Origin of the sequence: Limnohabitans sp. T6-20 (assembly GCF_003063505.1) — a bacterium.
Taxonomy (GTDB): domain Bacteria; phylum Pseudomonadota; class Gammaproteobacteria; order Burkholderiales; family Burkholderiaceae_C; genus Limnohabitans_A.
The window spans coordinates 800,870-825,052 of the sequence record NZ_NERW01000003.1; the positions used below are offsets into that span (position 1 = coordinate 800,870).

Genomic DNA, 24,183 nt, shown 5'->3' on the forward strand with positions numbered 1-24,183 from the left:
TCAGATGGCCCGCAGCGCCTCACTCAACTGGTCGATGCGATTGGCCCAGTCAGCGTCTTCCAGAAGTTTTTCACGCAAAAACGCCGCCTAGGCAGGCGTCCAAAAATCGGCATCTGGCAGTGCAATGTCGCCTGCCAGTGGCGTGTGCGTTTTGATAAACGCCGCAATGCTCAACCGATCACAAGGCAAGCCCAGTTGCGCAAAGAGTTCATGAAATGGATGGTGAGGCGTGTCCATGGCAAAAGCCTTTCATTTTTGCAACACATACTGACCCGGTGCATCGTCCATGGGAGACAAGCCCATGTCGGGTGCGCCCATGGCAGGCAAAGGCCCCACTTCGCCCGAATGGGCTTGCAACCACGCCAGCCAATGCGGCCACCACGAGCCTTCATGGCGGACTGCAGCTTGCAGCCAGGCTTCAGGATCGAGATACGGCCCATCGTGCCTGCGAGTCAACACTTGGTAACTTCGCCCCGGCAACCCTGGCGGATTGACAATGCCCACATTGTGCCCCCCTGATGTCAACAAAAAGGTGGTGTCTACATTGGTCAACAGGTGTAATTTGTGAACCGAGCGCCAAGGTGCAACATGGTCACGCACCGTGCCAATGCCGTAAATCGGGCATTGAACATCGGTCAAGGCCACCGGCTTGCCATTGACGGGGTAGCGGCCACTGGCCAAATCGTTTTTCAAAAACATGCGGTGCAAATATTGGGTATGCATGCGGTAAGGCAAGCGTGTGCCGTCGGCATTCCAAGCCATCAAGTCACTGAACGGCGTGCGTTCTCCCAACAAATAATCCTTGAGCAGTCGCGACCAGATCAGGTCGTTGGAGTTCATCCATTGGAACGCGCCCGCCATCTGCGCACTGTCCAGATAACCCCGGTCCCACATGATGTCCTCCAGATGGGCCACCTGGCTGTCGTCAATGAAAAGTTCCAACTCGCCCGGCTCGGTGAAATCGGTTTGGGCGGCGATCAGTGTCATGCTGGCCAGGCGGTCATCGGCCTCTCTGGCCATGGCCGCTGCAGCGATGGCCAGCAGCGTTCCGCCCAGGCAATAGCCCACAGCGTGCACTTTGTGTCTGGGCACCACGGCGCACACCACCTCCAGCGCATCCATGACGCCCATGCGCAAGTAGTCGTCCATGTCCAGTTCGCGGTCATCGGCCGTGGGATTGGTCCACGACATGGCAAACACGGTGTGCCCCTGATCCACCAAGTATTTGATCAGCGAGTTGTTTGGCGACAAGTCGAGGATGTAGTACTTCATGATCCAAGCGGGCACGATCAACACAGGCTCTGGCCTCACCTGCCCCGTGGTGGGTGTGTACTGAATCAACTCGATCAAGTGGTTGCGGTAAATGACCTGCCCCGGCGTCACCGCCAGATTGCGCCCCACCTCATAAAGCTCTGACCCTTTGGGCGCAGCACCTGACTGGTATCGCTGGATGTCTTCCAGCCAATTTTGAAAACCCTGACGCAAATTGGCCCCCATGGTTTCCTGGGTGCGTTCCAGCACTTCGGGGTTGGTCAACACAAAATTGGCGGGCGACACCATGTCCAGACACTGTCTGGCCGTGAAATTGACCACGGCTTCGTGGTGCGGCGAAACGCCCCTCACACCGGTCGTCGCTTCTTGCCACCATTGTTGTGTCAGCAAAAAGGATTGGCTGATCGCGTTGAACGGCCAGTGCTGCCAACCGGGATATGTGAAACGGGTGTCGTGCACCATGGGCTCGATGCAGGGTTTGCAGTCGTTTCTTTGCGCTTGAACTGCGTAGTTAAGCCCATGCTGCACATTTTGCATGGCCAGTTGGAGCAACTTGAGTTGCTCGGCCGGATTCATGGACAGATGCGTGACCCAGTCGTCAAACGCCATTCGCAAAGACGCGGTGGAAACGCCTCTTGTGTATGGCGACAACTGGGTGTGCGCCCAGCGGTCAAGCGTAGGCCCCGGACGATGCGAATCGGCAAAACGCTGGCGATAGTGAGGCATGTTCATCGCAACATGCTATGCCGCGCTGCGCCCGCCTCACATTGGCCTTTCGGTGTGTTTAGCTACACCGATGGAACCATACCGTTCAGGGTATCCCCAGCTGACGCGCGGCACGCAGACAGCCGGGATCGAACCCACAAGGCTCAGAGCATCATGCTCAACTGGAACACCGAGTTGGGCGCTTTGGGCATGACCGGCGCAGGCATGGGCTTCAGGCGGAACTGGCCCAGCATGGACGTGACGCGGGCATCGCGTGGCATGTGGGGCACGGCCACATCGTCCAGCGTTTGCTCAGACAATGTTTCTTGAAGATGCCGCTGAATTTCGGACTCCAAATGCTTCATTGGGTGCGCGTCATCGGGGTAAACCTCGTCAAAACTGTGCACCACTTCGAAGTGTTTCACCACATCCCACAAAGTGATGTCTTCGGGATTGCCACGAATTTGATAACCACCACCCGGACCACGGTGAGCGCGGATCAAGCCCGCTTCGCGCAGCTCCTTGAGGATCGACTCGGTATATGAGCAAGAAAGGCCCAGGCCCGTCGCAATTTCTTCGGTTGTGACAGGCTTCACGGTGGCACGAGACGTGATGTAAACCGCGATATCGACGGCTTTGGCTGTTTTCTTCAAGATCATGGCGGGCCTTTGTTTGAATAGACATTGTATTGTTTAAAACAGAAAATTCAATTCAAAACATGTTTTTTCTTTACAAATTTCTTTTAAGACATAAAATATCTATTCAATACATAAACAAACAATGAACACACCTCACTCGCCCGATTCGGCGCTTTACCGCATTGGTGCCGTCTCCAAGCTCAGCGGCATTCCCGTACCGACCTTGCGCGTTTGGCAAACGCGTTACGGGGCTTTTTCGCCCACCACCACGCTCGGGCAGCACAGGCTCTACAACGAAGACGATGTGCGAAAAGCAGTGTTGTTGAAATCGCTGACCAGCCAAGGCCATGGCATCAGCCAGATTGCTGGCTTGTCGACCACACAACTGCAGCAATTGCTGCAAACAGGTTCTGGCTTTGCTGCGGCACAAGCACAGCAAGCCGATGCGCCAGGCCACGCCTCAGGCACATGGGTGGTGATTGGGCAGAGCTTGGCCAATCGGCTGCAATCGGACACATTCACCTCAACCCGCTGGGGGCAGCCATTGCCTATCCAGCAGGTTTGGACTGATCTGGCGGCCGTCAGTCGCAGCCCTCTCGACCCAGCGCCGGATGTGTTGATGGTCTCGGTCAATGGTCTGAATGAGCACATCGCTCAACAAATTCAGACCGTGGCGCAGCAACTCGCAGCACGCCAAACGGTGGTGCTTTACGCCTTTGGCCAAATGGCTGCCGTCGCGCGCTTGCGCCATGCGGGTTATGGGGTACACCAAGACCCTTTGAACGACAGCGCCTTGCTCAACATCGTGCAAAGCACCCGCCCACCGCTGTCCGTTCCTTCGTGGGCACTGGACCAGTTTCCCAACCCGATTCCGGCACGACAATTTTCGGATGCGGTGTTGCAACGCGTGGCCAACATCCCCAGCCAGGTGCTGTGCGAATGCCCTCGGCATGTGGCTGAACTCATTGGCCAGCTGGGTCGTTTCGAAGACTACAGCCGCGACTGCCTGAACCAAAGCCCCAAAGATGCCGAACTGCACACACAACTGAACATCATGGCCGCCACAGCGCGCGCCTTGTTTGAAAAAGCACTGCACATGGTGGCCACGCACGAAGGCATTTCCTTGCAAGAAAGCGTTTGACCCGATGCCCCTCAAAGCCAGCGCATGAAACGCCACGTCGCAGCCACCTTGATGGCGGTGCTCGGTTTTCTGATCATCGACAGCCACATCGACTGGGTCCACCACGATAACGGGACACTGCTGGAGGTGAGTGGTCAACCGTTTGACCCGCGCGGCTGGATGGCCGAACAATGGCGGCAACTGCGCAAAGACTGCCGCCTTGTACGCAGGGAGTCCCCCAGCAGTGCCACGTCCAACGCCGTGCTGCAGGTCATTCAACAGCACAGCCTGCCCGACTCGCTCGATGCCCAATTGCTTCAATTGCAGCTGCAAGCCGATTGGGGCATGGCCGAGGTCGAGTTCAAAACACTGAACCCCAGCATCGTCGTGCTGCACCAAGTGAACGGGCACTGGCAAATACAAGACACCGCCATTTGGAGTGGGTCCACATCGCCCTGGATGGCAGCCGATTTTGTGCGCCGGTATTTGCGCCAACAAGCACCCGAGTTGCCGCAAGCGCTGCTGGATTGCATGCCCATCGACGCCCACCGGTATGCCGCAGCCACGTCAAGGCTTGGGGCATGACTTACCGCGTCGTCTGGTTCAAGCGCGACTTGCGGCTGCACGACCATGCCGCGCTGATGCATGCCGCGCGCCAGGGACCGGTGCTTTGTCTGTACATCGTTGAGCCCGAACTGTGGGCGCAGCCCGATGCTGCCTTGCAGCACTTTGAGTTTGTGCGCGAATCGCTGACCGAACTGCATGCCGACTTGCAGGCACTGGGCGGTGCTTTGCACCTGCGCGTGGGGCCTGCAGCGCAAGTGCTGGCAGCGCTGCACCAACAAGCGCCATTTGCCGAGCTGGTCTCGCACATGGAAACCGGCAACGCCTTCACTTACGAGCGTGACTTGGCTGTGGCCGCATGGTGCCGCAGCGTGAACCTGAGCTGGACCGAATTACCCCAGTTTGGCGTGGTGCGCCGCCTGAAAGACCGCAACACCTGGCAACGCCGCTGGGAAGCCCACATGGCAGCGCCGCAAGCGGTGTTGCCAGACTTGTGTTTCTTTGCAAACGCCAACACCGGTACAAGCCAGCTCACACCCGCGACTTTGCAAGCTCCCACAGGTCTGCAGCACAACCCGACCCAGCGCCAGCGCGGCGGGCGCAGCCTGGCTTTGGACACGCTGCACAGCTTCTTGAACGCCCGAGCGCTGGGCTACCGGGGTGGCATCTCATCGCCACTGTCTTCGCCCGATGCGTGTTCTCGCCTGTCGGCCTATCTGGCCTGGGGCTGCATCAGCCTGCGCGAAGTGGTGCAAAGCACCCGCGCCACGCTGGACGCGCTGCCACCGCAAGCGGGCCGCCACCGGGCGGGGCTGGTGGGTTTCATGAGCCGCCTGTATTGGCACTGCCACTTCATTCAAAAGCTCGAAAGCGAGCCTGAGATCGAATGGCGCAACATGCACCCCGGCTACGATGGCCTGCGCGAAGACGGCTGGAACGACGCGCACTTTGCGGCGCTGACTGCTGGCCGCACTGGCTGGCCCATGGTGGACGCCTGCGTGGTCATGCTGCGCGAGACCGGCTGGCTCAACTTTCGCATGCGCGCCATGCTGGTGTCGGTGGCGGCTTACCCCTTGTGGCTGGACTGGCGGCCCGTGGGCCAATGGCTGGCCACGCAGTTTCTGGACTACGAGCCCGGCATCCACTGGAGCCAGCTGCAAATGCAATCAGGCACCACCGGCATCAACACCACGCGGGTGTACAACCCGATCAAACAAGCACAAGACCACGACCCACGGGGCATCTTTGTGCGCCGCTGGCTGCCGCACATGCGGCGCGTGCCCGACACCTGGCTGTTTGAACCCTGGCTCATGCCGCCCGAAGTGCAGCGCCACTGCGGCCTGACCGTGGGGGTGGACATTCCGCAGCCCTTGGTTGATCTGGCCGAAGCCACCCGCACCGCCAAAGCCGCGCTGCACGCCCGCCGGGCCGACCCTGATGTGAAAGCCGGCAAAAAAGCCGTGATCGACAAACACGCCTCGCGCCGCGTCAGCACCAGCACGCGCAAGCGCCGCGCCCCATCCACAGACACCCCACCCAGCAGCCAACTGGGCTTTGATTTTTGAACATGCCCACCACCCCATCGACCACCTTGTATTGGTTTCGCAACGACCTGCGCCTGCAAGACCAACCCGCCTTGCTGCAAGCCGCCGCACACGCCACGGCGCACGGCCAGGCCCTGTTGCTGGTCTATCTGCACGACGCCGAGCAAGACGCGACCACCGCCTGGGGCTTTCGGCGCATGGGGCCGCACCGCAGGCGCTTTGTGGCAGACACCTTGCAAGACCTGCACACATCGCTGCAAACCCTGGGCCAGACGCTGGTGCTGCTGCACGGCACAGCGGGCACGGCGCTGGCCGATTGCGCAAGGCACGTTCAAGCCACCACCGTGTTTTGCGAAGACATCGCAGCCCCCGAAGAGCAAGCCCAAGTGCAGGCGCTGCGCGATGCGGGCCTGACGGTGCACACCGTCTGGCAATCGAGCTTGCTTGAACCGGCAGACTTGCCTTTTGACGTGACCGACTTGCCGCAGGTGTTCACCACCTTTCGCCAACGCATCGAATCAGCAGGCCTGCGGCCCCGCTCGCCACTGCCCGCGCCCACGCAACTGCCTGCACCGCCACATGTTGAGCTGTACACCCTGCCCGGCTGGGCAGGCAACCCCGAGAAACTGCTGCAAGCGCCCGAAGGCCAAAACGCTCACGAAAGCTCGAATTTTCCGTACACCCTGCCCCACTGCCGGGGTGGTGAGGCCAGCGCACTGGCGCACTTGCAAAGCTACCTGACCCCGCCCTGGCCCGACCGCTACAAGCAAACCCGCAACGCCCTGCAAGGGGCGCACACCAGCAGCCACTGGTCGCCCTGGTTGGCCACGGGGGCGGTGTCGGCACGTACCATTTGGGTCGCCCTACACACCTACGAACAACAACACGGCGCGAACGACGGCACCTATTGGCTCTGGTTTGAACTGCTGTGGCGAGATTACTTTCGCTTTTTGCACCTGCAACACGGTCGCCAGTTGTATGCCGCCAGCGGTTTGTCCCAGCTGCCACGCCCCTCGCACTGGCCCAAAGACTTTCAGCGCTGGTGCGACGGCGAAACCGGCGAGCCCATCGTCGATGCCGGCATGCGCGAGCTGGTCGCCACCGGCTTCACCTCCAACCGCATGCGCCAGATCGTGGCCAGTTACCTGGTGCACGACCTGGCCTGCGACTGGCGGGCAGGCGCGGCTTGGTTCGAGTCGCAGTTGGTGGACTTTGACGTGTGCAGCAACCAGGGCAACTGGCTCTACATCAGCGGCCGGGGCACCGACCCGCGCCAGGGGCGGCGTTTCAACCCCACCAAACAAGCCCAAGACCACGACCCACAAGGCCGCTACCAAAAGGTCTGGCTCTGAACCTGGTCGGGGCGAAAGCCCACGACCTGCAATAACCACGTCCCTGTCGGTCGGCACCTTCAGGTCGGACGCTTTGGGCTTCGACCCAGCAACATCGATAATCCCCAACATGTACGGAATTCAATCTTGGGGTGAAACCCTTCGCCTGTTGGTCGAGTTGTCGGCCACCGCCGCTTTCGCACTTTCTGGCCTGATGGAAGCCGCGCGCAAAAGGCTCGATGCGGTGGGCGTGTGCGTGGTGGCTTTTTTAACCGCGTTTGGCGGCGGCACGCTGCGCGATTTGCTGCTCGATCAAAGGCCCTTCTTTTGGGTTCAACACACCGAAATGCTCTGGGGGATGCTGGCCCTGTGCGTGCTCGCCATGCTGTTCATGCGCCAGCGCCATTTTGAAGTCACCGAAAAAGCCATCCTCTGGCCGGATGCATTGGGCCTGGGCCTGTTCACCGCGACGGGCGTGCACCACGCGCTGCACGCGCTCATGCCGCCAGTGGTCGCCGTGCTGATGGGTTTGATCACGGGCGTGTTTGGTGGCGTGCTGCGCGACATGGTGTGCAACGAAATCCCCACCGCCTTCAAAGACCACCGGCCTTATGCGGTCTGCGCCTTTGCGGGCGGCTGGACCTATGTGGGCCTGTGGTTCACCGACGCCCCAGGTTGGGTGGCCCTGATGGGCTGCCTGGTGGTCACCGTCGGCTTGCGCGCGCTGGCACTTTGGCGCAACTGGCAACTGCCCGCCTGGCGCGCCTGACCCCTTTCTTCAAGACATATGCCCAAAAACGCCAGCGCCTTCTGGGGCGGTATCTTCTTTTCATTGGCCGCCGGACTCATGTGGGGCCTGGTGTTTGTCGGCCCGCTCATGCTGCCCGAATACCCCGCCGCGCTGCACACCTTTGGTCGCTACCTTGCCTTTGGCCTGATCGCCTTGCCCTTGGCCTTTGTCGACCGCGCTGAAATCAAACGCCTGACCCGGGCCGACTGGCTGGCCGCGCTCAAGCTGGCGGCCATCGGCAACGTGCTTTATTACCTGTTCCTGTCCAGCGCCATCCAGCGTGCAGGTGGTGCGCTGCCCACCATGATCATCGGCACGCTGCCGGTGGTGATCGCGGTTTCGGCCAACCTGCTCAACCACCAACGTGACGGGCGTTTTCCGTGGCTCAAACTGGCCCCGCCTCTGGCGCTGATTTTGTTGGGCATTGCCTGCGTCAACCATGTGGAATGGACCGCCATGCTGCAAAACCCGCAGGCCGACACGGGCCGCTACATCACCGGGGCCGTGCTGGCGGTGGGCGCAGTAGTCTGCTGGACCTGGTACCCCCTCAAAAACGCCGACTGGCTGCGCGGCCACCCCGACCGCAACGCCCGCGTGTGGGCCACCGCACAAGGCCTGGCCACGCTGCCCCTGGCCTTGCTGGGTTACGCCGCTTTCTGGCTGTGGAGCAGCGCCACCAACAACCCACTGCCCATGCCCTTGGGTCCGCGCCCCCTCGAATTCATAGGCCTCATGATGGCCATCGCCCTGTTCGCCTCGTGGCTGGGCACCCTGTGCTGGAACGCCGCCAGCCAGCGCCTACCCACCGCCTTGGCGGGCCAGCTCATCGTGTTCGAAACCCTGGCCGCATTGACCTACGCATTCTGGCTGCGCGGCCAGTGGCCAGAGCCCCTCACACTGGCGGGCATTGCGCTGCTGGTGGCGGGGGTGATTGGCGGGGTGCGCGTCAAAGCGGTCTCGAGCTGATCAAACCAGCTTCATGAGGTCCAAAATGCTACGTCAACCAGGCATCAGCGCTCAGGCCCTGGACAAAAACTGCTTGAGGCCAAACGCCAGCAGCAAAACGCCAAAAAGCGACTCGAAATAAACCTTGAAACGTCGGAAGGCGCTGCTCGCACGTGGGGTAGACAAGACCAACACCACCACAGAAAACCATATGACCGCCACGGCCACCACAACGGTCAACATCCAGCCCAGCAACAACATGCTCGCGTTTTCAGGTGCTGCCGACGAGAGAGCAGAGGCGTAGTACAGGGCCGCTTTGGGGTTCGCCATGGTGGTGGACAGCCCTTTGGCGAACGAGGTGCCAAGAGACAGGGAAGGGTCTGCGGCCGTCCTTTCGGGCAAAGGCGTTCGAGCGGAGCGCAGCAACTGAATGCCCAGCCAAGCGATGTAGGCCGCGCCAGACAACTTGATCGCCAGGAAAAGTGAGGGAAACAGAGCGAACAAGGCACCCACACCCAAAAGGGCGGCGCCTGCCCAGATGCCATTGCCCAGCACCACGCCGGCCGCTACGGCAGCGGCGTCTCGCCGCAGGCCGGTGATGGCGGCATAACTGACGGCCAGAAAATCAGGCCCTGGACTCATGATGCCCACGGCCGCAATGGCGGCCACGGTCCATAAGGCGTGGATCGATTCCATATTCCCCTTGATCGCCCATGGGGCGGGTTGTTCAATACACCGGCTGATGCTGCTTCAAGCTCGCAATCACTTCCGGCGTCAGCACAAACCCCGCACCATACTTCGTTGCCAATTCCGCGCAGCGCTTTACAAACGCATCCATCCCCTGGCCATAGATGAACTGCAACGCCCCACCCGTCCAGGCCGGAAAGCCGATGCCGAAGATGGAGCCGATGTTGCCGTCGTGTACCGAGGTCAGCACGCCTTCTTGCAGGCAGCGGGCGGTCTCCACGGCCTGGCGGTAGAGCAGGCGGTCCTTGATGTCTTGCAGGTTGAGCGCCACGTCGGCTTTTTCAAAGCGGGTTTTCAGCTCGGGCCACAGCACTTTCTTTTGCCCTGCGGGGTAGTCGTAAAAACCACCGCCTGCGGCACGGCCGGGGCGCTTGAGTTCTTTGAACATGCGCTCGACAAACAGCTCGCCGGGCGTGGCGGTGTGGGTCTTGCCTTCTTTGGCGAAGTCTTCGCGGGTTTGGTCCAGCACATGCACCGACAACGACAGCGCGGTTTCGTCCAGCACGGCCAGCGGCCCGACGGGCATGCCCACTTGCATGGCCAAGTTCTCGATCACGGGGGCGGGGATGCCCTCGCCCAGCATGGCCGCACCTTCCATCACAAAGGTGCCAAAGGTGCGGCTGGTGTAAAAACCGCGCGAGTCGTTCACCACAATCGGCAGTTTGCCCAGCGCCTGCACATAGTCATAGGCACGGGCGATGGTTTCGTCGTCGGTCTGCGCGCCGCGAATGATTTCCACCAGCTGCATCTTGTCGACTGGGCTGAAGAAATGGATGCCGACGAATTTGTTGGCATTGGCGCTGGCCGTGGCCAGGCCGCTGATGGGCAAGGTGGAGGTGTTGCTGGCAAAGAAGCCGCCCTCGGCGAGCATGGGCTCGGCCTCTTGCGTGACGCGGGCCTTGAGCTCGCGGTTTTCAAACACGGCTTCGATGATCAGGTCGCAACCTTTCAGGTCTGCGGCGCTGGCGGTCGGCTGGATCAGTGACAACAAGGCCGCTTGTTTGTCCACCGCCATGCGGCCTTTGTCCACGCGCTTCTGCGTGAGCTTGTGGCTGTAGGCCTTGCCTTTTTCTGCGGCCTCAACGCTCACGTCTTTGAGCACAGTGGCGATACCCCGGCTGGCTTGTGAATACGCAATGCCAGAGCCCATCATGCCCGCGCCCAAAATGCCTACCTTTTGCGGCTTGTAGCGCGGCGCAGCCTTGGGGCGGCTTTGGCCGCCCTTGATGCTGTTCATGTTGAAGAAGAAGGTGTTGATCATGTTGCGCGCCACCTGGCTGGTCATGAGGCCAGCGAGGTAACGGCTTTCGATGCGCATCGCGGTGTCAAAGTCCACCATCGCGCCTTCGACCATGGCGGCCAGCGCCGCTTCGGGCGCGGGGTAAAGGCCGCGTGTTTTTTGCTTGAGCACGGCCGGGGCAACACTCAGCATGCCCGCGATCTTGGGGTTGCTCGGCGTGCCGCCGGGCATTTTGTAGTCCTTGCGGTCCCACAAGTGCTGGGCGGCTTCGGGCTGGCCCTGGCTGCCCGCGATGTGCGCCAGAGCGCGGGGGCGCAGCTGGTCATCGCTGGCCACGATCTCGTGCACCAGGCCCAGCTTTTGCGCTTCTTCGGGGCCAAAGAGTTTGCTCTCCAGCACATAGGGCTGCGCGGCCAGCAGGCCCAGCTGACGCGTCATCTTGGTGATGCCGCCGCCACCGGGGATCAAGCCCAGCGTGACTTCGGGTAGACCGAATTGGGTTTTGGGGTTGGCTGTGGCGATGCGGTAGTGGCCGATCAGCGCCACTTCCCAGCCACCGCCCAGCGCCGTGCCGTTGAGGCAGCTGACCACCGGCACGCCCAGCGTCTCGATGGTGCGAAAAGCTTTCTTGATGCCTTCGATCTCGGCAAAGACACGCGGGCCGTCTGAGGCTTGCGAGCGCATCACGCCCTTGAGGTCGGCCCCTGCAAAGAAGGTGGACTTGGCCGAGGCCAAGATGACCCCTTTTAAAGATGCCTTGTCTTTGGCCACCTGCTCGGCCGCCTGTGTCAGGTCGGCCTGCCATTGCAGGCACATGGTGTTGACCGGCGAGCCTTGCTCGTCAAAGGTGATGGTGGCGATGCCGTCCGCCAGTTCGTAGCGCAGTGTTTTCAAAATCATTTTGGTGTCTCCCCGATCAAACGCGTTCAACGATGGTGGCAATGCCCATGCCGCCGCCCACACACAAAGTGGCCATGCCGTAACGCAACTTGCGGCGGTGGAGCTCGTCGATCAGGATGCCGATGATCATCGCGCCCGTGGCCCCCAGCGGGTGGCCCATGGCGATCGCGCCGCCGTTGACGTTGACCTTGTCGTGCGGCACATGCATCTCTTGCATGAACTTCATGGGCACGGCAGCAAATGCCTCGTTGATCTCGAACAAATCGATCTGGTCAATCGTGAGGCCCGCCTTGGCCAGCGCCTTGCGGGCGGCGGGCATGGGGCCTGTGAGCATGATGGTCGGGTCAGCACCCGACAAGGCCACCGACACGATGCGCGCACGCGGCGTGAGGCCATGGGTTTTGCCAGCGGCCTCTGACCCGATCAACACCGCCGCTGCGCCGTCCACGATGCCGGACGAGTTGCCTGCGTGGTGCACATGGTGGATGCGCTCGACCTGCGGGTAGCGCTGCAAGGCCACGGCGTCAAAGCCCATCGCGCCAAGTTGTTCAAACGAGGCTTTGAGGCCGCCCAGTGTTTCCACCGTGGTGCTGGGCTTGATGAATTCGTCTTGCGCTAGGATGACCTGGCCCAGCTTGTCTTTGACCGGCACGACCGAGCCATCGAAGTAACCCGCCGCACGCGCCGCCGTGGCGCGCTTTTGCGATTCGACCGCGAAGGCGTCCACATCGTGGCGCGTGAAGCCGCTCATGGTGGCGATCAGGTCAGCGCCAATGCCTTGCGGCACAAACAACGTGGCGCTGTTGGTCTCGGGGTCTTGCGCCCAGGCGCCGCCGTCCGAGCCAATCGGCACGCGGCTCATGCTTTCGAGGCCACCGGCCACGACCAGGTCTTCCCAGCCGCTGCGCACTTTCATGGCGGCGGTGTTGACGGCCTCTAAACCCGAGGCGCAAAAGCGGTTGAGCTGCACGCCTGAGCAGCGCCAGTCCCAACCCGCAGCCAGCGCCGCCACTTTGGGGATCACCGAGCCCTGTTCGCCAATGGGCGAGACCACGCCCATGACCACGTCGTCCACTGCCGCAGTGTCGAACTGGTTGCGGCTTTGCAGCTCGCGCAGGACGCCCGACAGCAAGCTGATGGGCTTGACTTCGTGCAGGCTGCCGTCTTTTTTGCCTTTGCCACGCGGTGTGCGTATGGCGTCATAAACAAATGCTTCGCTCATGGGGTCTGTCTCCTCGGTGTCATCAGGGGGATTGCCCTGTGTTGTGGGTTTCAGCATTCAGTATAGACTTTTACCAAGCAAACGCTTTGTGAAAATACCAACCCCCAAGTCTTGAAGGTGACACCATGATTGAACGCACACTCTTTTCCGCCGACCACGAAGCCTTTCGCGACAGCTTTCGCCGCTTCATGGACAAGGAAATCGCCCCCCACCACGAAGCCTGGGAAGAGCAAGGCTATGTGGACCGCGCCGTGTGGGACAAAGCCGGTGAAAACGGCTTTTTGTGCATGACGCTGCCCGAGGCCTATGGCGGCTCGGATGCCGACAAGCTGTATTCGGTGGTGCAGATGGAGGAACTCTCACGCGCTGGCTTTACCGGCATCGGCTACGGCCTGCACAGCGAAATCGTCGCCCCCTACATCCTGCATTACGGCACCGAAGCGCAAAAGCAAAAGTACCTGCCCAAACTGGCCAGCGGCGAGATGGTGGGCGCGATCGCCATGAGCGAACCGGCTGCGGGCTCAGACCTGCAGGGCGTCAAAACCACCGCCATGCTGCAACCTGATGGCACTTACCTGATCAACGGCAGCAAGACCTTCATCACCAACGGCTGGCACGCCGATCTGGTGATTTTGGTGGCCAAGACCGACCCGGCTGCAGGAGCCAAAGGCACCAGCTTGTTTTTGATCGAGCGCGGCATGCCAGGATTTGAAAAAGGCAAGCGCTTGAAGAAATTGGGCCTCAAGGCACAAGACACGTCTGAGCTGTTCTTTGACAACGTCAAGGTCAGTGCCGACCAGCTGCTGGGCGGCGCAGCCATGCAGGGCAAGGGCTTCATTTGCCTGATGGAGCAGCTGCCTTGGGAGCGCCTGCAAATCGCGATTGGCGGCATTGCCGCAGCGCAAGCGGCCATCGACTGGACGGTGCAATACGTGAAAGACCGCAAAGTGTTTGGCCAGGCCGTAGGCAACTACCAAAACACCCGCTACACCTTGGCCGAGCTGCAAACCGAGGTACAAGTTGCCCGTGTGTTCGTGGACAAGTGCTCTGAACTTTTGCTGCAGGACAAACTGGATACCGCCACAGCTAGCATGGCCAAGTACTGGTGCTCAGACTTGCAATGCAAGGTGATGGACGAGTGCGTGCAGCTGCACGGCGGCTACGGCTACATGTGGGAATACCCCATCACCCGCGCCTATGCCGACGCCCGCGTGCAACGCATCTACGGCGGCACCAACGAGATCATGAAAGAAGTGATCTCGCGCAGCATGGGTTTGGCAGGGCGCTAAATGCCCACCATCCCTGCCGTCTTTTGGGAACAATGCTCTGAGCGGGAGCAACCCTCTCTGTGGGAGCGACGCCCTCGTAGCGAAGGTTTTCTGCCATGACCGAACTGGCCGAGCCCAAACGCGCACGCGGCCGCCCCCGCAAGACTGAGGACGAGCGCGACGACGGCAACCGCCGTCAAGCGCTGATCTCGGCGGCGGCGCAGCTGTTTCACCGCAAGGGCTACGACGCGACCAGCACCCGCGAGATCGCGGCGCTGGTGGGCATGCAGCCGGGCTCGCCGTTTTATCACTTCGACAACAAACAAGACCTGTTGCTGGCGGTGATGGTGGAAGGCATGAAGCAGGCCAGCCAAAGGCAAACGACCGCCTGCGCTGACCTGCCGGATGACCTGCCCCCACGAGAACAACTGCGCGCCCTGATCCGCAACCAGTTCGATGTGCTGCTGGGGCCTGACAGCGATTTCATCCCGGTGATGCTGTACGAATGGCGGTCCCTCAACGGCGAGCAGCGCCAGACCATTACGCAAATCAAAGACGACTACGAAGCCGCGTGGACGCCCGTGTTGCAAGCGCTGCATGTCAGTGGCCAGTTGCAGGCCCCGGTGCAGCTGGCGCGCTTGATGATTTTTGGCGCGCTCAACTGGGCGGTGCAGTGGTACCAGCCCCCCGCTGAAACAGCCACCAAGCCCACCCCCAAAGCCAAACAAAAAAGCCCCCCACGCGCATCGCTGGACGATTTGACCGATGCCGCACTGGCCTTGTTTTTGAGAGACCCCACATGACAACACCCACGCCTTACCAATCGGTCTTTGCCCCCGGGCTCCTCACGGGCCAGGCAATCCTGGTCACCGGCGGTGGCTCGGGCATTGGCCGCTGCACCGCGCACGAGCTGGCCAGCTTGGGCGCGCATGTGGTGCTGGTGGGCCGCAACCCCGACAAGCTGACCGTCACCGCGCAAGAGATCACGGGTGACGGTGGCCAGGCGAGCTGGCACAGCTGTGACATCCGGCGCGAGGGCGATGTCCAAGCCATGGTCGCGCAGGTGGTGCAGCAGCACGGGCGGATTCACGGCCTGGTCAACAACGCAGGCGGTCAATACATCTCGCCCCTGGCCCACACCAGCGCCAAAGGCTGGCAAGCGGTCATCGACACCAACCTCACCGGTGGCTTTCTGGTGGCACGTGAGTGCTTCAACCAAAGCATGCAACAGCAAGGCGGTGCGGTGGTCAACATCGTGGCCGACATGTGGGGCTCGATGCCGGGCATGGGCCACAGCGGCGCGGCGCGGGCGGGCATGGTCAGCTTCACCGAAACGGCCGCGCTCGAATGGGCCGCTCAAGGCGTGCGCGTGAACGCCGTTGCCCCAGGCTACATCGCCAGCAGCGGCATGGACCACTACCCGCCCGAGGCGGGCCCGATGCTGCGCGAGATGCGCAACACGGTTCCACAAGGCCGCTTTGGCACCGAAGCCGAAACGTCCGCCGCCATTGTGTTTTTGCTGTCACCCGCTGCCAGCTTTGTGAGCGGCACGGTGTTGCGCGTAGACGGTGCCCGTCCGCAAATGCGCATGGGCTGGCAGCAAGCCGTGGCCCAAGCCGATGTGCAAGAACGCGATGCCGTCAAACCCTTTGACGGCTTTCACCGCGCCGTGACCCCCAAGGTATTCCAATGACTTTTGAATCCACCTGGAACCCGCACAGCCCCGTGGCCCAGCAGCGGCGCGAAGCCGCCCTGGCCCGCTTGGCGCAGTGGCATGCCCTGCAAGACCGCGCAGCGCTTGCCTCGGCCCAATCCAAACCGGTGTTTGACAAACGCGGGCAGTTGCTGCCGCGTGAACGTGTGGCCTTGCTGCTTGACCCGGGTGCACCTTTCTTGCCGCTGTGTGCGCTGGCGGGCTTCATGCAGGACACACCCGACCCGGCCAAGTCGGTACCCGGCGGCGGCATGATCGCGGGCATCGGCTTCATCAGTGGTGTGCGCTGCATGGTGGTGGCCAGCGACTCGGGCATCGAAGCCGGGGCCATTCAGGCGCGAGGCCTCGAAAAGATTTTGCGCGTGCAAGAGTTGGCCCTTGAAAACAAACTGCCTTTTGTGCACCTGGTCGAAAGCGCCGGGGCCAATTTGATGCAGTACAAGGTCGAAGGTTTTGTGCTGGGCGGCAGCCTGTTCCGCAACCTAGCACGCTTGTCGGCGGCGGGCCTGCCGGTGCTCACCGTGCAGCACGGCTCGGGCACCGCAGGCGGGGCCTACATGCCGGGGCTGAGTGACACCGTGATCATGGTGCGCGGCCGCTCGCGGGCCTTTTTGGCGGGGCCGCCTCTGCTCAAAGCCGCCACCGGTGAAGTGGCCACCGAAGAAGAACTGGGCGGGGCCGAGATGCACACCAGCGTGTCGGGCTTGGGTGAATACCTGTGCGAAGACGACCGCCACGCGCTGGGCACGGCCCGGGATGTGGTGGCGCGTTGGGACTGGGCTGCGCACAACTCGCAACGGCAAGCAAAGCCCCCGCGCCTGGACGCTGAAGAACTGCTGGGCCTCATGCCCGCCCACCACCGCGAACCCATCGACATGCGCGAAGTCATCTTGCGCTTGATCGATGACTCGGATTTTCTGGAATTCAAACCGCTGTTCGGCGCGGCCACGGTGTGTGCGCAGGCCCGCATCGGCGGTCATGCGGTGGGCATCATCAGCAACAACGGACCGATTGATGTGGCCGGGGCCAACAAGGCCACGCACTTCATCCAGTGGATGTGCCAGCTGGGTCATCCCATCGTTTATTTGCAAAACACCACCGGCTACATGGTGGGAAAAGACAGCGAACAAGGCGGCATGATCAAGCACGGCTCCAAGATGATCCAGGCCGTGACCAGCACCACCGTGCCGCAAATCACCATCCAGTGCGGGGCATCGTTTGGGGCGGGTAATTACGGCATGTGCGGGCGAGGTTATGCACCGCGCTTTTTGTTCAGCTGGCCGGGGGCCAAGACGGCGGTGATGGGCGGCGAGCAAGCCGCCCGCACCATGCAGATCGTGGCCGAAGCCGGCATGGCCCGCAAAGGCATCACGCCCGACCCCGAAAAAATGCAGGCCCAGTTCGACAAGATCGTGGCCCTGTTTGAAGCGCAGGCCGATGCCTTCTACACCAGCGGCCTGGTGCTGGACGACGGCGTGATCGACCCGCGCGACACCCGCAGCGTGCTGAGCTTTTGCCTGGACACCTGCCTGGAAGCTGCAAAGCGCCAACCCCGCGCCATGACGTTTGGCGTGGCCCGCATGTAAAAAAACCAACCCCCACGGAGACACACCATGCAATACACTCACGAACACCGCGAGATCCAGAACACGCTCAAGCGTTTCATCGAAGCCGAGATCAACCCCCATGTGGACGAGTGGGAAGCGGCCGAGATTTTTCCGGCGCATGAGGTCTTCAAAAAAATGGGCAACTTGGGCCTGCTGGGCCTGACCAAGCCCGAAGCCTTTGGCGGCGCGGGGCTGGACTATTCCTACAGCATTGCCATGGCCGAGGCGCTGGGCCACATCGACTGCGGCGGCATTCCCATGGCGATTGGCGTGCAGACCGACATGGCCACGCCCGCCTTGGCGCGTTTTGGCAGCGACGAGTTGCGAGCGCAGTTTTTGGCCCCAGCGATTGCGGGTGACATGGTGGGCTGCATTGGTGTGAGCGAGCCGGGTGCGGGCAGCGATGTGGCGGGCATCAAAACCGTGGCGCGCAAGGATGGCGACGACTACGTCATCAGCGGCCAAAAAATGTGGATCACCAACAGCTTGCAGGCCGACTGGATGTGCATGCTGGTGAACACAAGCGAAGGACCGATCCATAAAAACAAAAGCCTGGTCATGGTGCCCATGCGCGAAAACGGCAAACTGCTGCCCGGCATCGAGGTGGGCAAAAAGATCAAAAAGATCGGCATGAACAGCAGCGACACGGGTTTGATTTATTTTGACGAAGTGCGTGTACCGCAGCGCTACCGCATCGGGGCCGAGGGCCAGGGCTTCATCTACCAGATGCAGCAGTTCCAAGAAGAGCGCCTGTGGTGCGCGGCCAGCACGCTGCAGTCGCTGACCAACTGCATTCAGTGGACGGTGGAATGGGCGCAAGAGCGCAAGCTGTTTGGCAGCACACTGGCAGACCAGCAGTGGGTGCAGTTCAAGCTGGCCGAACTCAAGGCCGAGGTGGAAAGCCTGCGCGCATTGACCTACCAGTCTTGTGAACACTACATCGCCGGTGAAGACGTGACCGAATGGGCCACCATGGCCAAGCTCAAAGCGGGCCGCTTGAACCGCACCGTGCCCGACACCTGTTTGCAGTTTTGGGGCGGTATGGGCTTCACCTGGGAAAACAAAGTCTCGCGCATGTACCGCGACGGGCGTCTGGCCTCGATTGGCGGCGGCGCCGACGAGGTGATGCTGGGCATCTTGTCCAAGATGATGGGCATTGCCAAGCGGCCACAAGCATGAGCACTTTGTTGATCGAACGCCAGGGCCCGGTCGAGACCTGGACCCTGAACGACCCGGCCACCCGCAACGCCCTGAGCGACGCGGTGGTGGATGGCTTGCTGCAAGCCTGTGCGCGGGCAGCGCAAGACGCGACACTGCGCATCGTGGTGCTGACCGGCGCAGGCGGTGCCTTTTGCGCGGGTGGTAGCCTGGGCGGCTTTGCCAGCCTGATTGGCCAGCCCTTGCAGACTGGCCAAACCGACCCGCTGCTGGCCATGAACCGTGGCTTTGGTGACCTGCTGCATGCCTTGAGCGCCCTGCCCCAGTTGCTGGTGTGCCGGGTGGATGGCGCGGCCATGGGCGGCGGTTTTGGCCTGGTGTGCTGCGCCGACCATGTGGTGGCCACAGCCCGCTCGGTGCTGGGCACGCCCGAGGTCACGCTGGGCCTGCCGCCTGCGCAGATTGCGCCTTTTGTTTGGCAACGCCTGGGCGAGAGCGCCGCACGCCAGTGCCTGCTGCAAGGCCTGAGCTACACCGCAGCGCAAGCGCTGCAAGTGGGCCTGGTGAACGAGGTGATCGAGCAGAACACCGATGAAGCCTGGCAAACAACACTGACGCGCCTCATGCGCGCTGGCCCCGGCGCGGTGGCCAGCACCAAACAACTGCTGCGGCAGCTGCGCGGCCCGGTGCCTGATTTGCGCGATGCCGCAGCACAAGCTTTTGCACAAGGCCTGCGCAGCGCCGAAGCCGCACAAGGTCTGGCCGCGTTTGCACGCAAACAGCCTGCGCCCTGGACACTTTCTGGCAAGGACACGACATGACTTCGACCTTGTCCACCACTTTGCCCCATAAGGTCACGCGCCTGCTGATCGCAAACCGGGGTGAGATCGCCCGACGGGTGATCCGCACCGCCCGCCACATGGGCATTCAGACGGTGGCCGTTTATTCCGACGCCGACTGCGATGCGCTGCATGTGAAAGAAGCCGACACCGCCGTTGCATTGGGCGGCACCCTTTCAGCTGACTCGTATTTGCACATCGACAAACTGCTCCAAGCGGCTCGTGACACCGGGGCAGACGCGGTGCACCCGGGCTATGGTTTTTTGAGCGAGAACGCCGAGTTTGCGCAAGCGGTGATCGACTCGGGCCTGACCTGGGTAGGCCCACCGCCTGCGGCCATCCGGGCGCTGGGCAGCAAATCGGCTGCCAAAGCGCTGGCTTTGAAACACAGCGTGCCCTGCTTGCCGGGCTACTTTGGCACCGACCAAAGCGACGCGACCTTCACCGCACAAGCGCAGCAGCTGGGCTTGCCGCTCATGGTGAAAGCCGTGGCCGGGGGCGGCGGGCGCGGCATGCGCCTGGTGACCGACATGGCCCAACTGCTGCCCGCGCTGAACAGCGCCCGCTCCGAAGCCCTGGCCGGGTTTGGCAACGGCGACTTGTTGATGGAGCGCGCCTTGCTGCGCCCCCGCCACATCGAGGTGCAGATCATGGCCGACATGCATGGCCACTGCATCCACCTGGGTGAGCGCGACTGCTCGGTGCAGCGGCGGCACCAAAAGATCATCGAAGAATCGCCCAGCCCGGCGGTGGATGCTGCACTCCGCGCGCAACTCGGCAAGGCAGCCATTGCGCTGGCGCAATCGGCGGGCTATGTGGGTGCGGGCACGGTGGAGTTTTTGCTGGACGAAGCACAAGCTAACAAGCCGTTCTATTTGATGGAGATGAACACCCGCTTGCAGGTGGAACACCCCGTCACCGAAATGCTCACCGGGTTGGACTTGGTCGAGTGGCAACTGCGCATCGCACGCGGCGAACCGCTGCCGCTGACGCAAGCCGATTTGCGCCTGCAAGGCCACGCCATCGAGGTGCGCCTGTGCGCCGAAGACGAACACTTCACGCCGCAGACCGGCACGGTGCAGGCCTTTTCAGCGCCAGAGGGTTTGCGCTTTGACCATGCGCTGCATGTGGGCGCAGTGGTCACGCCGCACTACGATTCGATGCTGGGCAAGTTGATCGCTCACGCGCCCACACGCCATGACGCTATCGCCAAGCTGTGCGCAGGCCTGAACCAGACCACCGTGCTGGGCTTGCCGACCAACCGGGCTTTTTTGGAAGCTTGTTTGCAGCACCCCACGTTTGCAGCAGGCGAAGCCTTGATTCCGTTTTTGGCCGAACAAGCCGACACGGTGCGCGAGCGCCTAGAGGCCACGAGCGACGCACGCACCGTGGCCTTGCTGGCTGTGCTCTATGCACAACAAACACCCGCCGCCGCGATGCCCAGCCCCTTCACGCGGCCTGTGCACATGGGCCTGGGCGATGAGCTCTTGTCGCTGAGCTTGCAGGAGCTGGGGCAAGGACAAGTGCGCGTCCAAATCCAAGATGCCACGCACGAGGCCCACATCCACCGCAGTGGCGATCTGCTGCACATCACGCTGAACGAACGCCGCTGGCAAGCCCGCGCAGTGGCCTGCTCTGGTGCGGTCAAGCGCTGGCATGTGCAACTGCAAGGCCCGGAATGCTTTGAGCTGTGGCTCACCGACCAAAACCACAGCGCACCCAGCACAGGCGCCAGCGCCCAAGCGACGCAGTCACTCCGCGCGCCCTTCAACGGCAAGCTGATCGCTTTGCATGTGCAAGAAGGCCAATCGGTCCAACAAGGCGAAGCCGTGCTGGTGATCGAGTCGATGAAGCTCGAACACATTTTGTGTGCCCCACGCGATGCGGTGGTGCACAGCCTCTCGGCCAGCGTGGGCCAACAAGTGGGCCCCGGCCAGGTGCTGGTGCAATGGAAGGACGCCGCATGAGTACCGCTGGATTCACCGCTGATTTCACAACCGAAGACCTGCAAAGACTGCAAGCCACTGTGGAGCGTTTTGCCAAACAAGCCATCGCCCCGCATGTGCCCGCCTGGGAAGAAGCCGGTCAATTTGACCGCAGCCTCTACAAGCAAGCCGCTGACCTGGGCCTGCTGGGCCTGGGCTACCCCGAACACCTGGGCGGCACACCCGCACCCTGGCGTGCACGCAACCTGCTGTCGCAAACCCTGGCGCGTCACGGCGGCAGCGGCGGCGTGATGGCCAGCCTGTTTTCACACAACATTGGCTTGCCGCCCGTGATGGCGCATGGCAGCGCCGAGTTGCAAGCCGAAGTGGTGCCGCCTGTGTTGCGCGGCGAGCGCATCGCCGCGCTGGCCATCACCGAACACGGCGGCGGCTCGGACGTGGCCAGTTTGCGCACCACCGCCCGCGCCGATGGGGCCGACTACGTGATCGACGGAGAAAAAGTTTTCATCACCTCGGGCCTGCGCGCCGACTGGATCACCCTGGCCGTGCGCACTGACCCGGCCAGCAAGGGGGCCAGCGGCATTTCCATGATCGTGGTGCCTGGCGACACGCCCGGCATCTCGCGCACACGCCTGCACAAGATGGGCTGGCACAGCTCGGACACGGCGCAGCTGCGCTTTGACGGTGTGCGCGTTCCCCAGCGTTACCGCCTGGGCGAAGAAGGCGCAGGCTTTCGCATGATCATGGGCAACTTCAACGGCGAGCGTCTGGCCATGTCGGCCATGGCTTTGGGCTTTGCGCAGGCTTGCTTTGACGAAGCGCTGAACTGGGCACGCCAGCGCCAGACCTTTGGCGCGGCCCTGATCGAGCGGCAGGCGATTCGCCACAGGTTGATGGACATGCAGATGCGCATCTCGTCCACGCAAGCCTGGGTCGATGCTGTGACGCACCAAGCCGACGCAAGCCAGACCGGTGCCGACTGGGTGGCACAGGTCTGCCTGCTCAAAAACCACGCCACCCAAACCATGCAGTTTTGCGCCGATGCCGCCGTGCAACTGCTGGGCGGCATGGGCTACATGCGCGGCACCGTGAGCGAGCGGGTTTACCGCGAAGTCAAGGTGATGATGATTGGCGGGGGGGCCGAAGAAATCATGAAAGAGCTGGCGGCGAAACAGTTGGGGATTTGAATCAGCCTATGAAACTTTTTGCTGCATGCAGGTACAAAGGGATACCCAACAAAATATTGAAGGGGAACGTCAATCCCAACGACATGCCGAAATAGAGCGAAGGGCTGGCTTCCGGGATGGCGTGCCGAATAACCGCTGGCACCGCAATGTAAGACGCACTGGCCGACAACACCATCAACAAAGCCGCATTGCCCACCGAGAAGCCCAGTGCCCAAGCCATCAACAAGGCCACTGCGGCATGGACAAGCGGTCCCAATATGGCATAAGCGACCAGCCACAGCGACTGGCCTTTGATCTGCGCCATATTGCGTGCAGCCAATAGCCCCATGTCGAGTAAGAAAAATGCCAGCATGCCTTTGAACAAGTCCACCGAGAACGGCTTCATCGCAGCTTGTCCAGCATCTCCCGTCAACAAGCCAATCAGCATGGCCCCCAACAGCAACATCTGCGCACCGTCGGTCAGTGCCTCGTGCAATATGCCGCCCAAGCGTGGATTACAGCTGGCTTGCGCATCGACACGGCCATTGGTCAAGTGGGCATTGGCGTTCATCCGCCGTCGCACTTGGTTGGCCATGACCACCGCAAACACAATAGCGGGTGACTCCATCAAGGCCATGGCTGCAGCCATGTGACCACCAAACGCCACGCCCTGGTTGTCCAGGTGTTGTACGGCGGTGATGAAGGTCACTGCGCTGACCGAACCGTATGTCGCAGCAATGGCTGCCGCATCCAAGCCCGACACAAATTGACGCAAAACGGTGTAGCCGATAATGGGCACAATGAATGCCATGGTCAGTGCAGCACCGAGGGTGATGACCACTTCACGACTGAGTCCCGAGTCAGCCAGCGCAAAACCACCTTTGAGACCCAAGGCCATCAGCAGGTAAAGCGACAGGAATCGGGAGATCGCCGCAGGTATTTCCAAATTGGACTTCAAGAATCCAGCCAGCATGCCGAACACAAAAAACAAAATGGCAGGATCAGAGAAGATGTTCATGGGCAACTCAAATCATCAATCAAAAATTTCATGCAGCCAGGATTTTTTGCGCTTGTAGTGGGCCTGATGGTCATGGCCATAACGGCCTTCAACAAACGCCTCTGATGGTACTTGGCCCCGCGTGGGTTGAGACGCCTGCGTCGATGACAAGGCGGATGCTTGGATCGTTGCCAGTGCACGATCAAGCAATTTGTCCAGTTCTCCACGATCAAGCCAGATGCCTCGACACGCAGGACAGTAATCGATCTCCACGCTTTGGCGTTCTGCCATGACCAAGGATGTTTCTGTGCATGTGGGGCATTTCATGGGGACTCCTTGGCGTTTAAAAATGCAACGGATGTATGGCAGTGGCCAGGTTCAAGCACTTGGCTTGAAATGGACTGTTCAAATTTATCCAGACAAGAACCATTTAAAAAGCAGATAATTTAAGACAAATACTCCATGAAAAA

The 24,183-nt window shown here is 61.5% G+C and carries 22 protein-coding genes and 1 pseudogene; 15 read left to right on the forward strand and 8 right to left on the reverse strand.

The features are described 5' to 3' along the window. The 3 genes and pseudogenes from B9Z33_RS14550 to B9Z33_RS14560 all read right to left on the reverse strand — a co-directional run bounded on the left by B9Z33_RS14550 (position 1) and on the right by B9Z33_RS14560 (position 2,636). A pseudogene (locus tag B9Z33_RS14550) lies at positions 1 to 237 on the reverse strand (DUF2789 domain-containing protein). Between the two features lie 12 nt (positions 238 to 249). Next, positions 250 to 1,998: an alpha/beta hydrolase gene (locus B9Z33_RS14555; protein ID WP_199220360.1), complete on the reverse strand. Its 1,749-nt coding sequence runs from the start codon at positions 1,996 to 1,998 to the stop codon at positions 250 to 252. A 143-nt stretch (positions 1,999 to 2,141) separates the two neighbouring features. Further along, positions 2,142 to 2,636, reverse strand: coding sequence for an Rrf2 family transcriptional regulator (locus B9Z33_RS14560; RefSeq protein WP_108287704.1), 495 nt, complete (start codon positions 2,634 to 2,636; stop codon positions 2,142 to 2,144). Positions 2,637 to 2,757: 121 nt separating this feature from the next. On the opposite strand from B9Z33_RS14560, the gene B9Z33_RS14565 reads away from it, so the two are divergent. The 6 genes from B9Z33_RS14565 to B9Z33_RS14590 all read left to right on the forward strand — a co-directional run bounded on the left by B9Z33_RS14565 (position 2,758) and on the right by B9Z33_RS14590 (position 8,930). Then, a complete protein-coding gene (locus B9Z33_RS14565; RefSeq protein ID WP_108287705.1) occupies positions 2,758 to 3,756 on the forward strand; it encodes a MerR family transcriptional regulator in 999 nt (332 codons plus the stop codon). Positions 3,757 to 3,780: 24 nt separating this feature from the next. Beyond that, positions 3,781 to 4,320, forward strand: coding sequence for a hypothetical protein (locus tag B9Z33_RS14570; RefSeq protein WP_108287706.1), 540 nt, complete (start codon positions 3,781 to 3,783; stop codon positions 4,318 to 4,320). Further along, positions 4,317 to 5,864, forward strand: coding sequence for a cryptochrome/deoxyribodipyrimidine photo-lyase family protein (locus B9Z33_RS14575; RefSeq protein WP_108287707.1), 1,548 nt, complete (start codon positions 4,317 to 4,319; stop codon positions 5,862 to 5,864). Before B9Z33_RS14570 ends, B9Z33_RS14575 begins: the two co-directional genes overlap by 4 nt. A 2-nt stretch (positions 5,865 to 5,866) precedes the next feature. After that, on the forward strand, positions 5,867 to 7,195 hold the full coding sequence (locus B9Z33_RS14580; protein ID WP_108287708.1) for a DASH family cryptochrome: 1,329 nt from the start codon (positions 5,867 to 5,869) through the stop codon (positions 7,193 to 7,195). Between the two features lie 109 nt (positions 7,196 to 7,304). Next, the gene (locus tag B9Z33_RS14585) at positions 7,305 to 7,943 is read left to right on the forward strand and encodes a trimeric intracellular cation channel family protein (protein ID WP_108287709.1); all 639 of its coding nucleotides are present in this window, start codon (positions 7,305 to 7,307) and stop codon (positions 7,941 to 7,943) included. 18 nt (positions 7,944 to 7,961) lie between these two features. Then, positions 7,962 to 8,930, forward strand: a complete 969-nt coding sequence (locus tag B9Z33_RS14590; RefSeq protein ID WP_108287710.1) for a DMT family transporter — start codon at positions 7,962 to 7,964, stop codon at positions 8,928 to 8,930. Positions 8,931 to 8,981: 51 nt separating this feature from the next. Here B9Z33_RS14590 and B9Z33_RS14595 read toward each other — a convergent pair whose 3' ends face one another. Genes B9Z33_RS14595 through B9Z33_RS14605 form a run of 3 tightly spaced genes read right to left on the reverse strand, consistent with a single transcriptional unit; the run spans position 8,982 to position 13,075 of the window. Further along, on the reverse strand, positions 8,982 to 9,605 hold the full coding sequence (locus B9Z33_RS14595) for a LysE family transporter (RefSeq protein WP_108287711.1): 624 nt from the start codon (positions 9,603 to 9,605) through the stop codon (positions 8,982 to 8,984). A gap of 31 nt (positions 9,606 to 9,636) precedes the next feature. Next, positions 9,637 to 11,790: a 3-hydroxyacyl-CoA dehydrogenase NAD-binding domain-containing protein gene (locus tag B9Z33_RS14600; protein WP_108287923.1), complete on the reverse strand. Its 2,154-nt coding sequence runs from the start codon at positions 11,788 to 11,790 to the stop codon at positions 9,637 to 9,639. A 22-nt stretch (positions 11,791 to 11,812) separates the two neighbouring features. Further along, the gene (locus B9Z33_RS14605) at positions 11,813 to 13,075 is read right to left on the reverse strand and encodes an acetyl-CoA C-acetyltransferase (RefSeq protein WP_108287712.1); all 1,263 of its coding nucleotides are present in this window, start codon (positions 13,073 to 13,075) and stop codon (positions 11,813 to 11,815) included. Positions 13,076 to 13,143: 68 nt separating this feature from the next. Here B9Z33_RS14605 and B9Z33_RS14610 point away from each other — a divergent pair, with 68 nt between their 5' ends. From B9Z33_RS14610 to B9Z33_RS14645, 8 genes are all read left to right on the forward strand, one after another. Continuing rightward, a complete protein-coding gene (locus B9Z33_RS14610; RefSeq protein WP_108287713.1) occupies positions 13,144 to 14,307 on the forward strand; it encodes an acyl-CoA dehydrogenase family protein in 1,164 nt (387 codons plus the stop codon). 95 nt (positions 14,308 to 14,402) lie between these two features. Continuing rightward, positions 14,403 to 15,089 carry a TetR/AcrR family transcriptional regulator gene (locus B9Z33_RS14615; RefSeq protein ID WP_108287714.1) on the forward strand — a complete coding sequence of 229 codons (687 nt, stop codon included), beginning with the start codon at positions 14,403 to 14,405 and terminating at the stop codon, positions 15,087 to 15,089. Then, on the forward strand, positions 15,086 to 15,979 hold the full coding sequence (locus B9Z33_RS14620; protein WP_108287715.1) for an SDR family oxidoreductase: 894 nt from the start codon (positions 15,086 to 15,088) through the stop codon (positions 15,977 to 15,979). The genes B9Z33_RS14615 and B9Z33_RS14620 overlap by 4 nt, the downstream gene beginning before the upstream one ends. Continuing rightward, positions 15,976 to 17,586 (forward strand): acyl-CoA carboxylase subunit beta, encoded by a 1,611-nt coding sequence (locus B9Z33_RS14625; protein ID WP_199220362.1) that lies wholly within the window; start codon positions 15,976 to 15,978, stop codon positions 17,584 to 17,586. The genes B9Z33_RS14620 and B9Z33_RS14625 overlap by 4 nt, the downstream gene beginning before the upstream one ends. Positions 17,587 to 17,613: 27 nt before the next feature. Then, positions 17,614 to 18,786 carry an acyl-CoA dehydrogenase family protein gene (locus B9Z33_RS14630; RefSeq protein WP_108287717.1) on the forward strand — a complete coding sequence of 391 codons (1,173 nt, stop codon included), beginning with the start codon at positions 17,614 to 17,616 and terminating at the stop codon, positions 18,784 to 18,786. Beyond that, the gene (locus B9Z33_RS14635) at positions 18,783 to 19,586 is read left to right on the forward strand and encodes an enoyl-CoA hydratase/isomerase family protein (protein WP_108287718.1); all 804 of its coding nucleotides are present in this window, start codon (positions 18,783 to 18,785) and stop codon (positions 19,584 to 19,586) included. The genes B9Z33_RS14630 and B9Z33_RS14635 overlap by 4 nt, the downstream gene beginning before the upstream one ends. Continuing rightward, positions 19,583 to 21,571 carry a biotin carboxylase N-terminal domain-containing protein gene (locus B9Z33_RS14640; protein WP_108287719.1) on the forward strand — a complete coding sequence of 663 codons (1,989 nt, stop codon included), beginning with the start codon at positions 19,583 to 19,585 and terminating at the stop codon, positions 21,569 to 21,571. The genes B9Z33_RS14635 and B9Z33_RS14640 overlap by 4 nt, the downstream gene beginning before the upstream one ends. Further along, positions 21,568 to 22,737: an acyl-CoA dehydrogenase family protein gene (locus B9Z33_RS14645; RefSeq protein WP_108287924.1), complete on the forward strand. Its 1,170-nt coding sequence runs from the start codon at positions 21,568 to 21,570 to the stop codon at positions 22,735 to 22,737. Before B9Z33_RS14640 ends, B9Z33_RS14645 begins: the two co-directional genes overlap by 4 nt. Before the next feature lies 1 nt (position 22,738). On the opposite strand, the gene B9Z33_RS14650 is transcribed toward B9Z33_RS14645, so the two are convergent. After that, entirely contained in the window at positions 22,739 to 23,734 is a 996-nt protein-coding gene (locus tag B9Z33_RS14650; RefSeq protein ID WP_108287720.1) for a sodium-dependent bicarbonate transport family permease, read from the reverse strand. A gap of 15 nt (positions 23,735 to 23,749) precedes the next feature. Next, a complete protein-coding gene (locus tag B9Z33_RS14655; RefSeq protein WP_108287721.1) occupies positions 23,750 to 24,040 on the reverse strand; it encodes a zf-TFIIB domain-containing protein in 291 nt (96 codons plus the stop codon). On the opposite strand from B9Z33_RS14655, the gene B9Z33_RS15645 reads away from it, so the two are divergent. Next, entirely contained in the window at positions 24,003 to 24,158 is a 156-nt protein-coding gene (locus B9Z33_RS15645; RefSeq protein ID WP_199220382.1) for a hypothetical protein, read from the forward strand. The two genes, B9Z33_RS14655 and B9Z33_RS15645, sit on opposite strands and share 38 nt — an antisense overlap. Positions 24,159 to 24,183 lie beyond the last annotated feature (25 nt).

Bases quoted from the DNA above. Each gene is read 5' to 3' on its own strand.
- B9Z33_RS14555 (WP_199220360.1), bottom strand. From the start codon at position 1,998: ATGCCTCACTATCGCCAGCGTTTTGCCGATTCGCATCGTCCGGGGCCT.
- B9Z33_RS14560 (WP_108287704.1), bottom strand. From the start codon at position 2,636: ATGATCTTGAAGAAAACAGCCAAAGCCGTCGATATCGCGGTTTACATC.
- B9Z33_RS14565 (WP_108287705.1), top strand. From the start codon at position 2,758: ATGAACACACCTCACTCGCCCGATTCGGCGCTTTACCGCATTGGTGCC.
- B9Z33_RS14570 (WP_108287706.1), top strand. From the start codon at position 3,781: ATGAAACGCCACGTCGCAGCCACCTTGATGGCGGTGCTCGGTTTTCTG.
- B9Z33_RS14575 (WP_108287707.1), top strand. From the start codon at position 4,317: ATGACTTACCGCGTCGTCTGGTTCAAGCGCGACTTGCGGCTGCACGAC.
- B9Z33_RS14580 (WP_108287708.1), top strand. From the start codon at position 5,867: ATGCCCACCACCCCATCGACCACCTTGTATTGGTTTCGCAACGACCTG.
- B9Z33_RS14585 (WP_108287709.1), top strand. From the start codon at position 7,305: ATGTACGGAATTCAATCTTGGGGTGAAACCCTTCGCCTGTTGGTCGAG.
- B9Z33_RS14590 (WP_108287710.1), top strand. From the start codon at position 7,962: ATGCCCAAAAACGCCAGCGCCTTCTGGGGCGGTATCTTCTTTTCATTG.
- B9Z33_RS14595 (WP_108287711.1), bottom strand. From the start codon at position 9,605: ATGGAATCGATCCACGCCTTATGGACCGTGGCCGCCATTGCGGCCGTG.
- B9Z33_RS14605 (WP_108287712.1), bottom strand. From the start codon at position 13,075: ATGCTGAAACCCACAACACAGGGCAATCCCCCTGATGACACCGAGGAG.
- B9Z33_RS14610 (WP_108287713.1), top strand. From the start codon at position 13,144: ATGATTGAACGCACACTCTTTTCCGCCGACCACGAAGCCTTTCGCGAC.
- B9Z33_RS14615 (WP_108287714.1), top strand. From the start codon at position 14,403: ATGACCGAACTGGCCGAGCCCAAACGCGCACGCGGCCGCCCCCGCAAG.
- B9Z33_RS14620 (WP_108287715.1), top strand. From the start codon at position 15,086: ATGACAACACCCACGCCTTACCAATCGGTCTTTGCCCCCGGGCTCCTC.
- B9Z33_RS14625 (WP_199220362.1), top strand. From the start codon at position 15,976: ATGACTTTTGAATCCACCTGGAACCCGCACAGCCCCGTGGCCCAGCAG.
- B9Z33_RS14630 (WP_108287717.1), top strand. From the start codon at position 17,614: ATGCAATACACTCACGAACACCGCGAGATCCAGAACACGCTCAAGCGT.
- B9Z33_RS14635 (WP_108287718.1), top strand. From the start codon at position 18,783: ATGAGCACTTTGTTGATCGAACGCCAGGGCCCGGTCGAGACCTGGACC.
- B9Z33_RS14640 (WP_108287719.1), top strand. From the start codon at position 19,583: ATGACTTCGACCTTGTCCACCACTTTGCCCCATAAGGTCACGCGCCTG.
- B9Z33_RS14645 (WP_108287924.1), top strand. From the start codon at position 21,568: ATGAGTACCGCTGGATTCACCGCTGATTTCACAACCGAAGACCTGCAA.
- B9Z33_RS14650 (WP_108287720.1), bottom strand. From the start codon at position 23,734: ATGAACATCTTCTCTGATCCTGCCATTTTGTTTTTTGTGTTCGGCATG.
- B9Z33_RS15645 (WP_199220382.1), top strand. From the start codon at position 24,003: ATGACCAAGGATGTTTCTGTGCATGTGGGGCATTTCATGGGGACTCCT.
- B9Z33_RS14655 (WP_108287721.1), bottom strand. From the start codon at position 24,040: ATGAAATGCCCCACATGCACAGAAACATCCTTGGTCATGGCAGAACGC.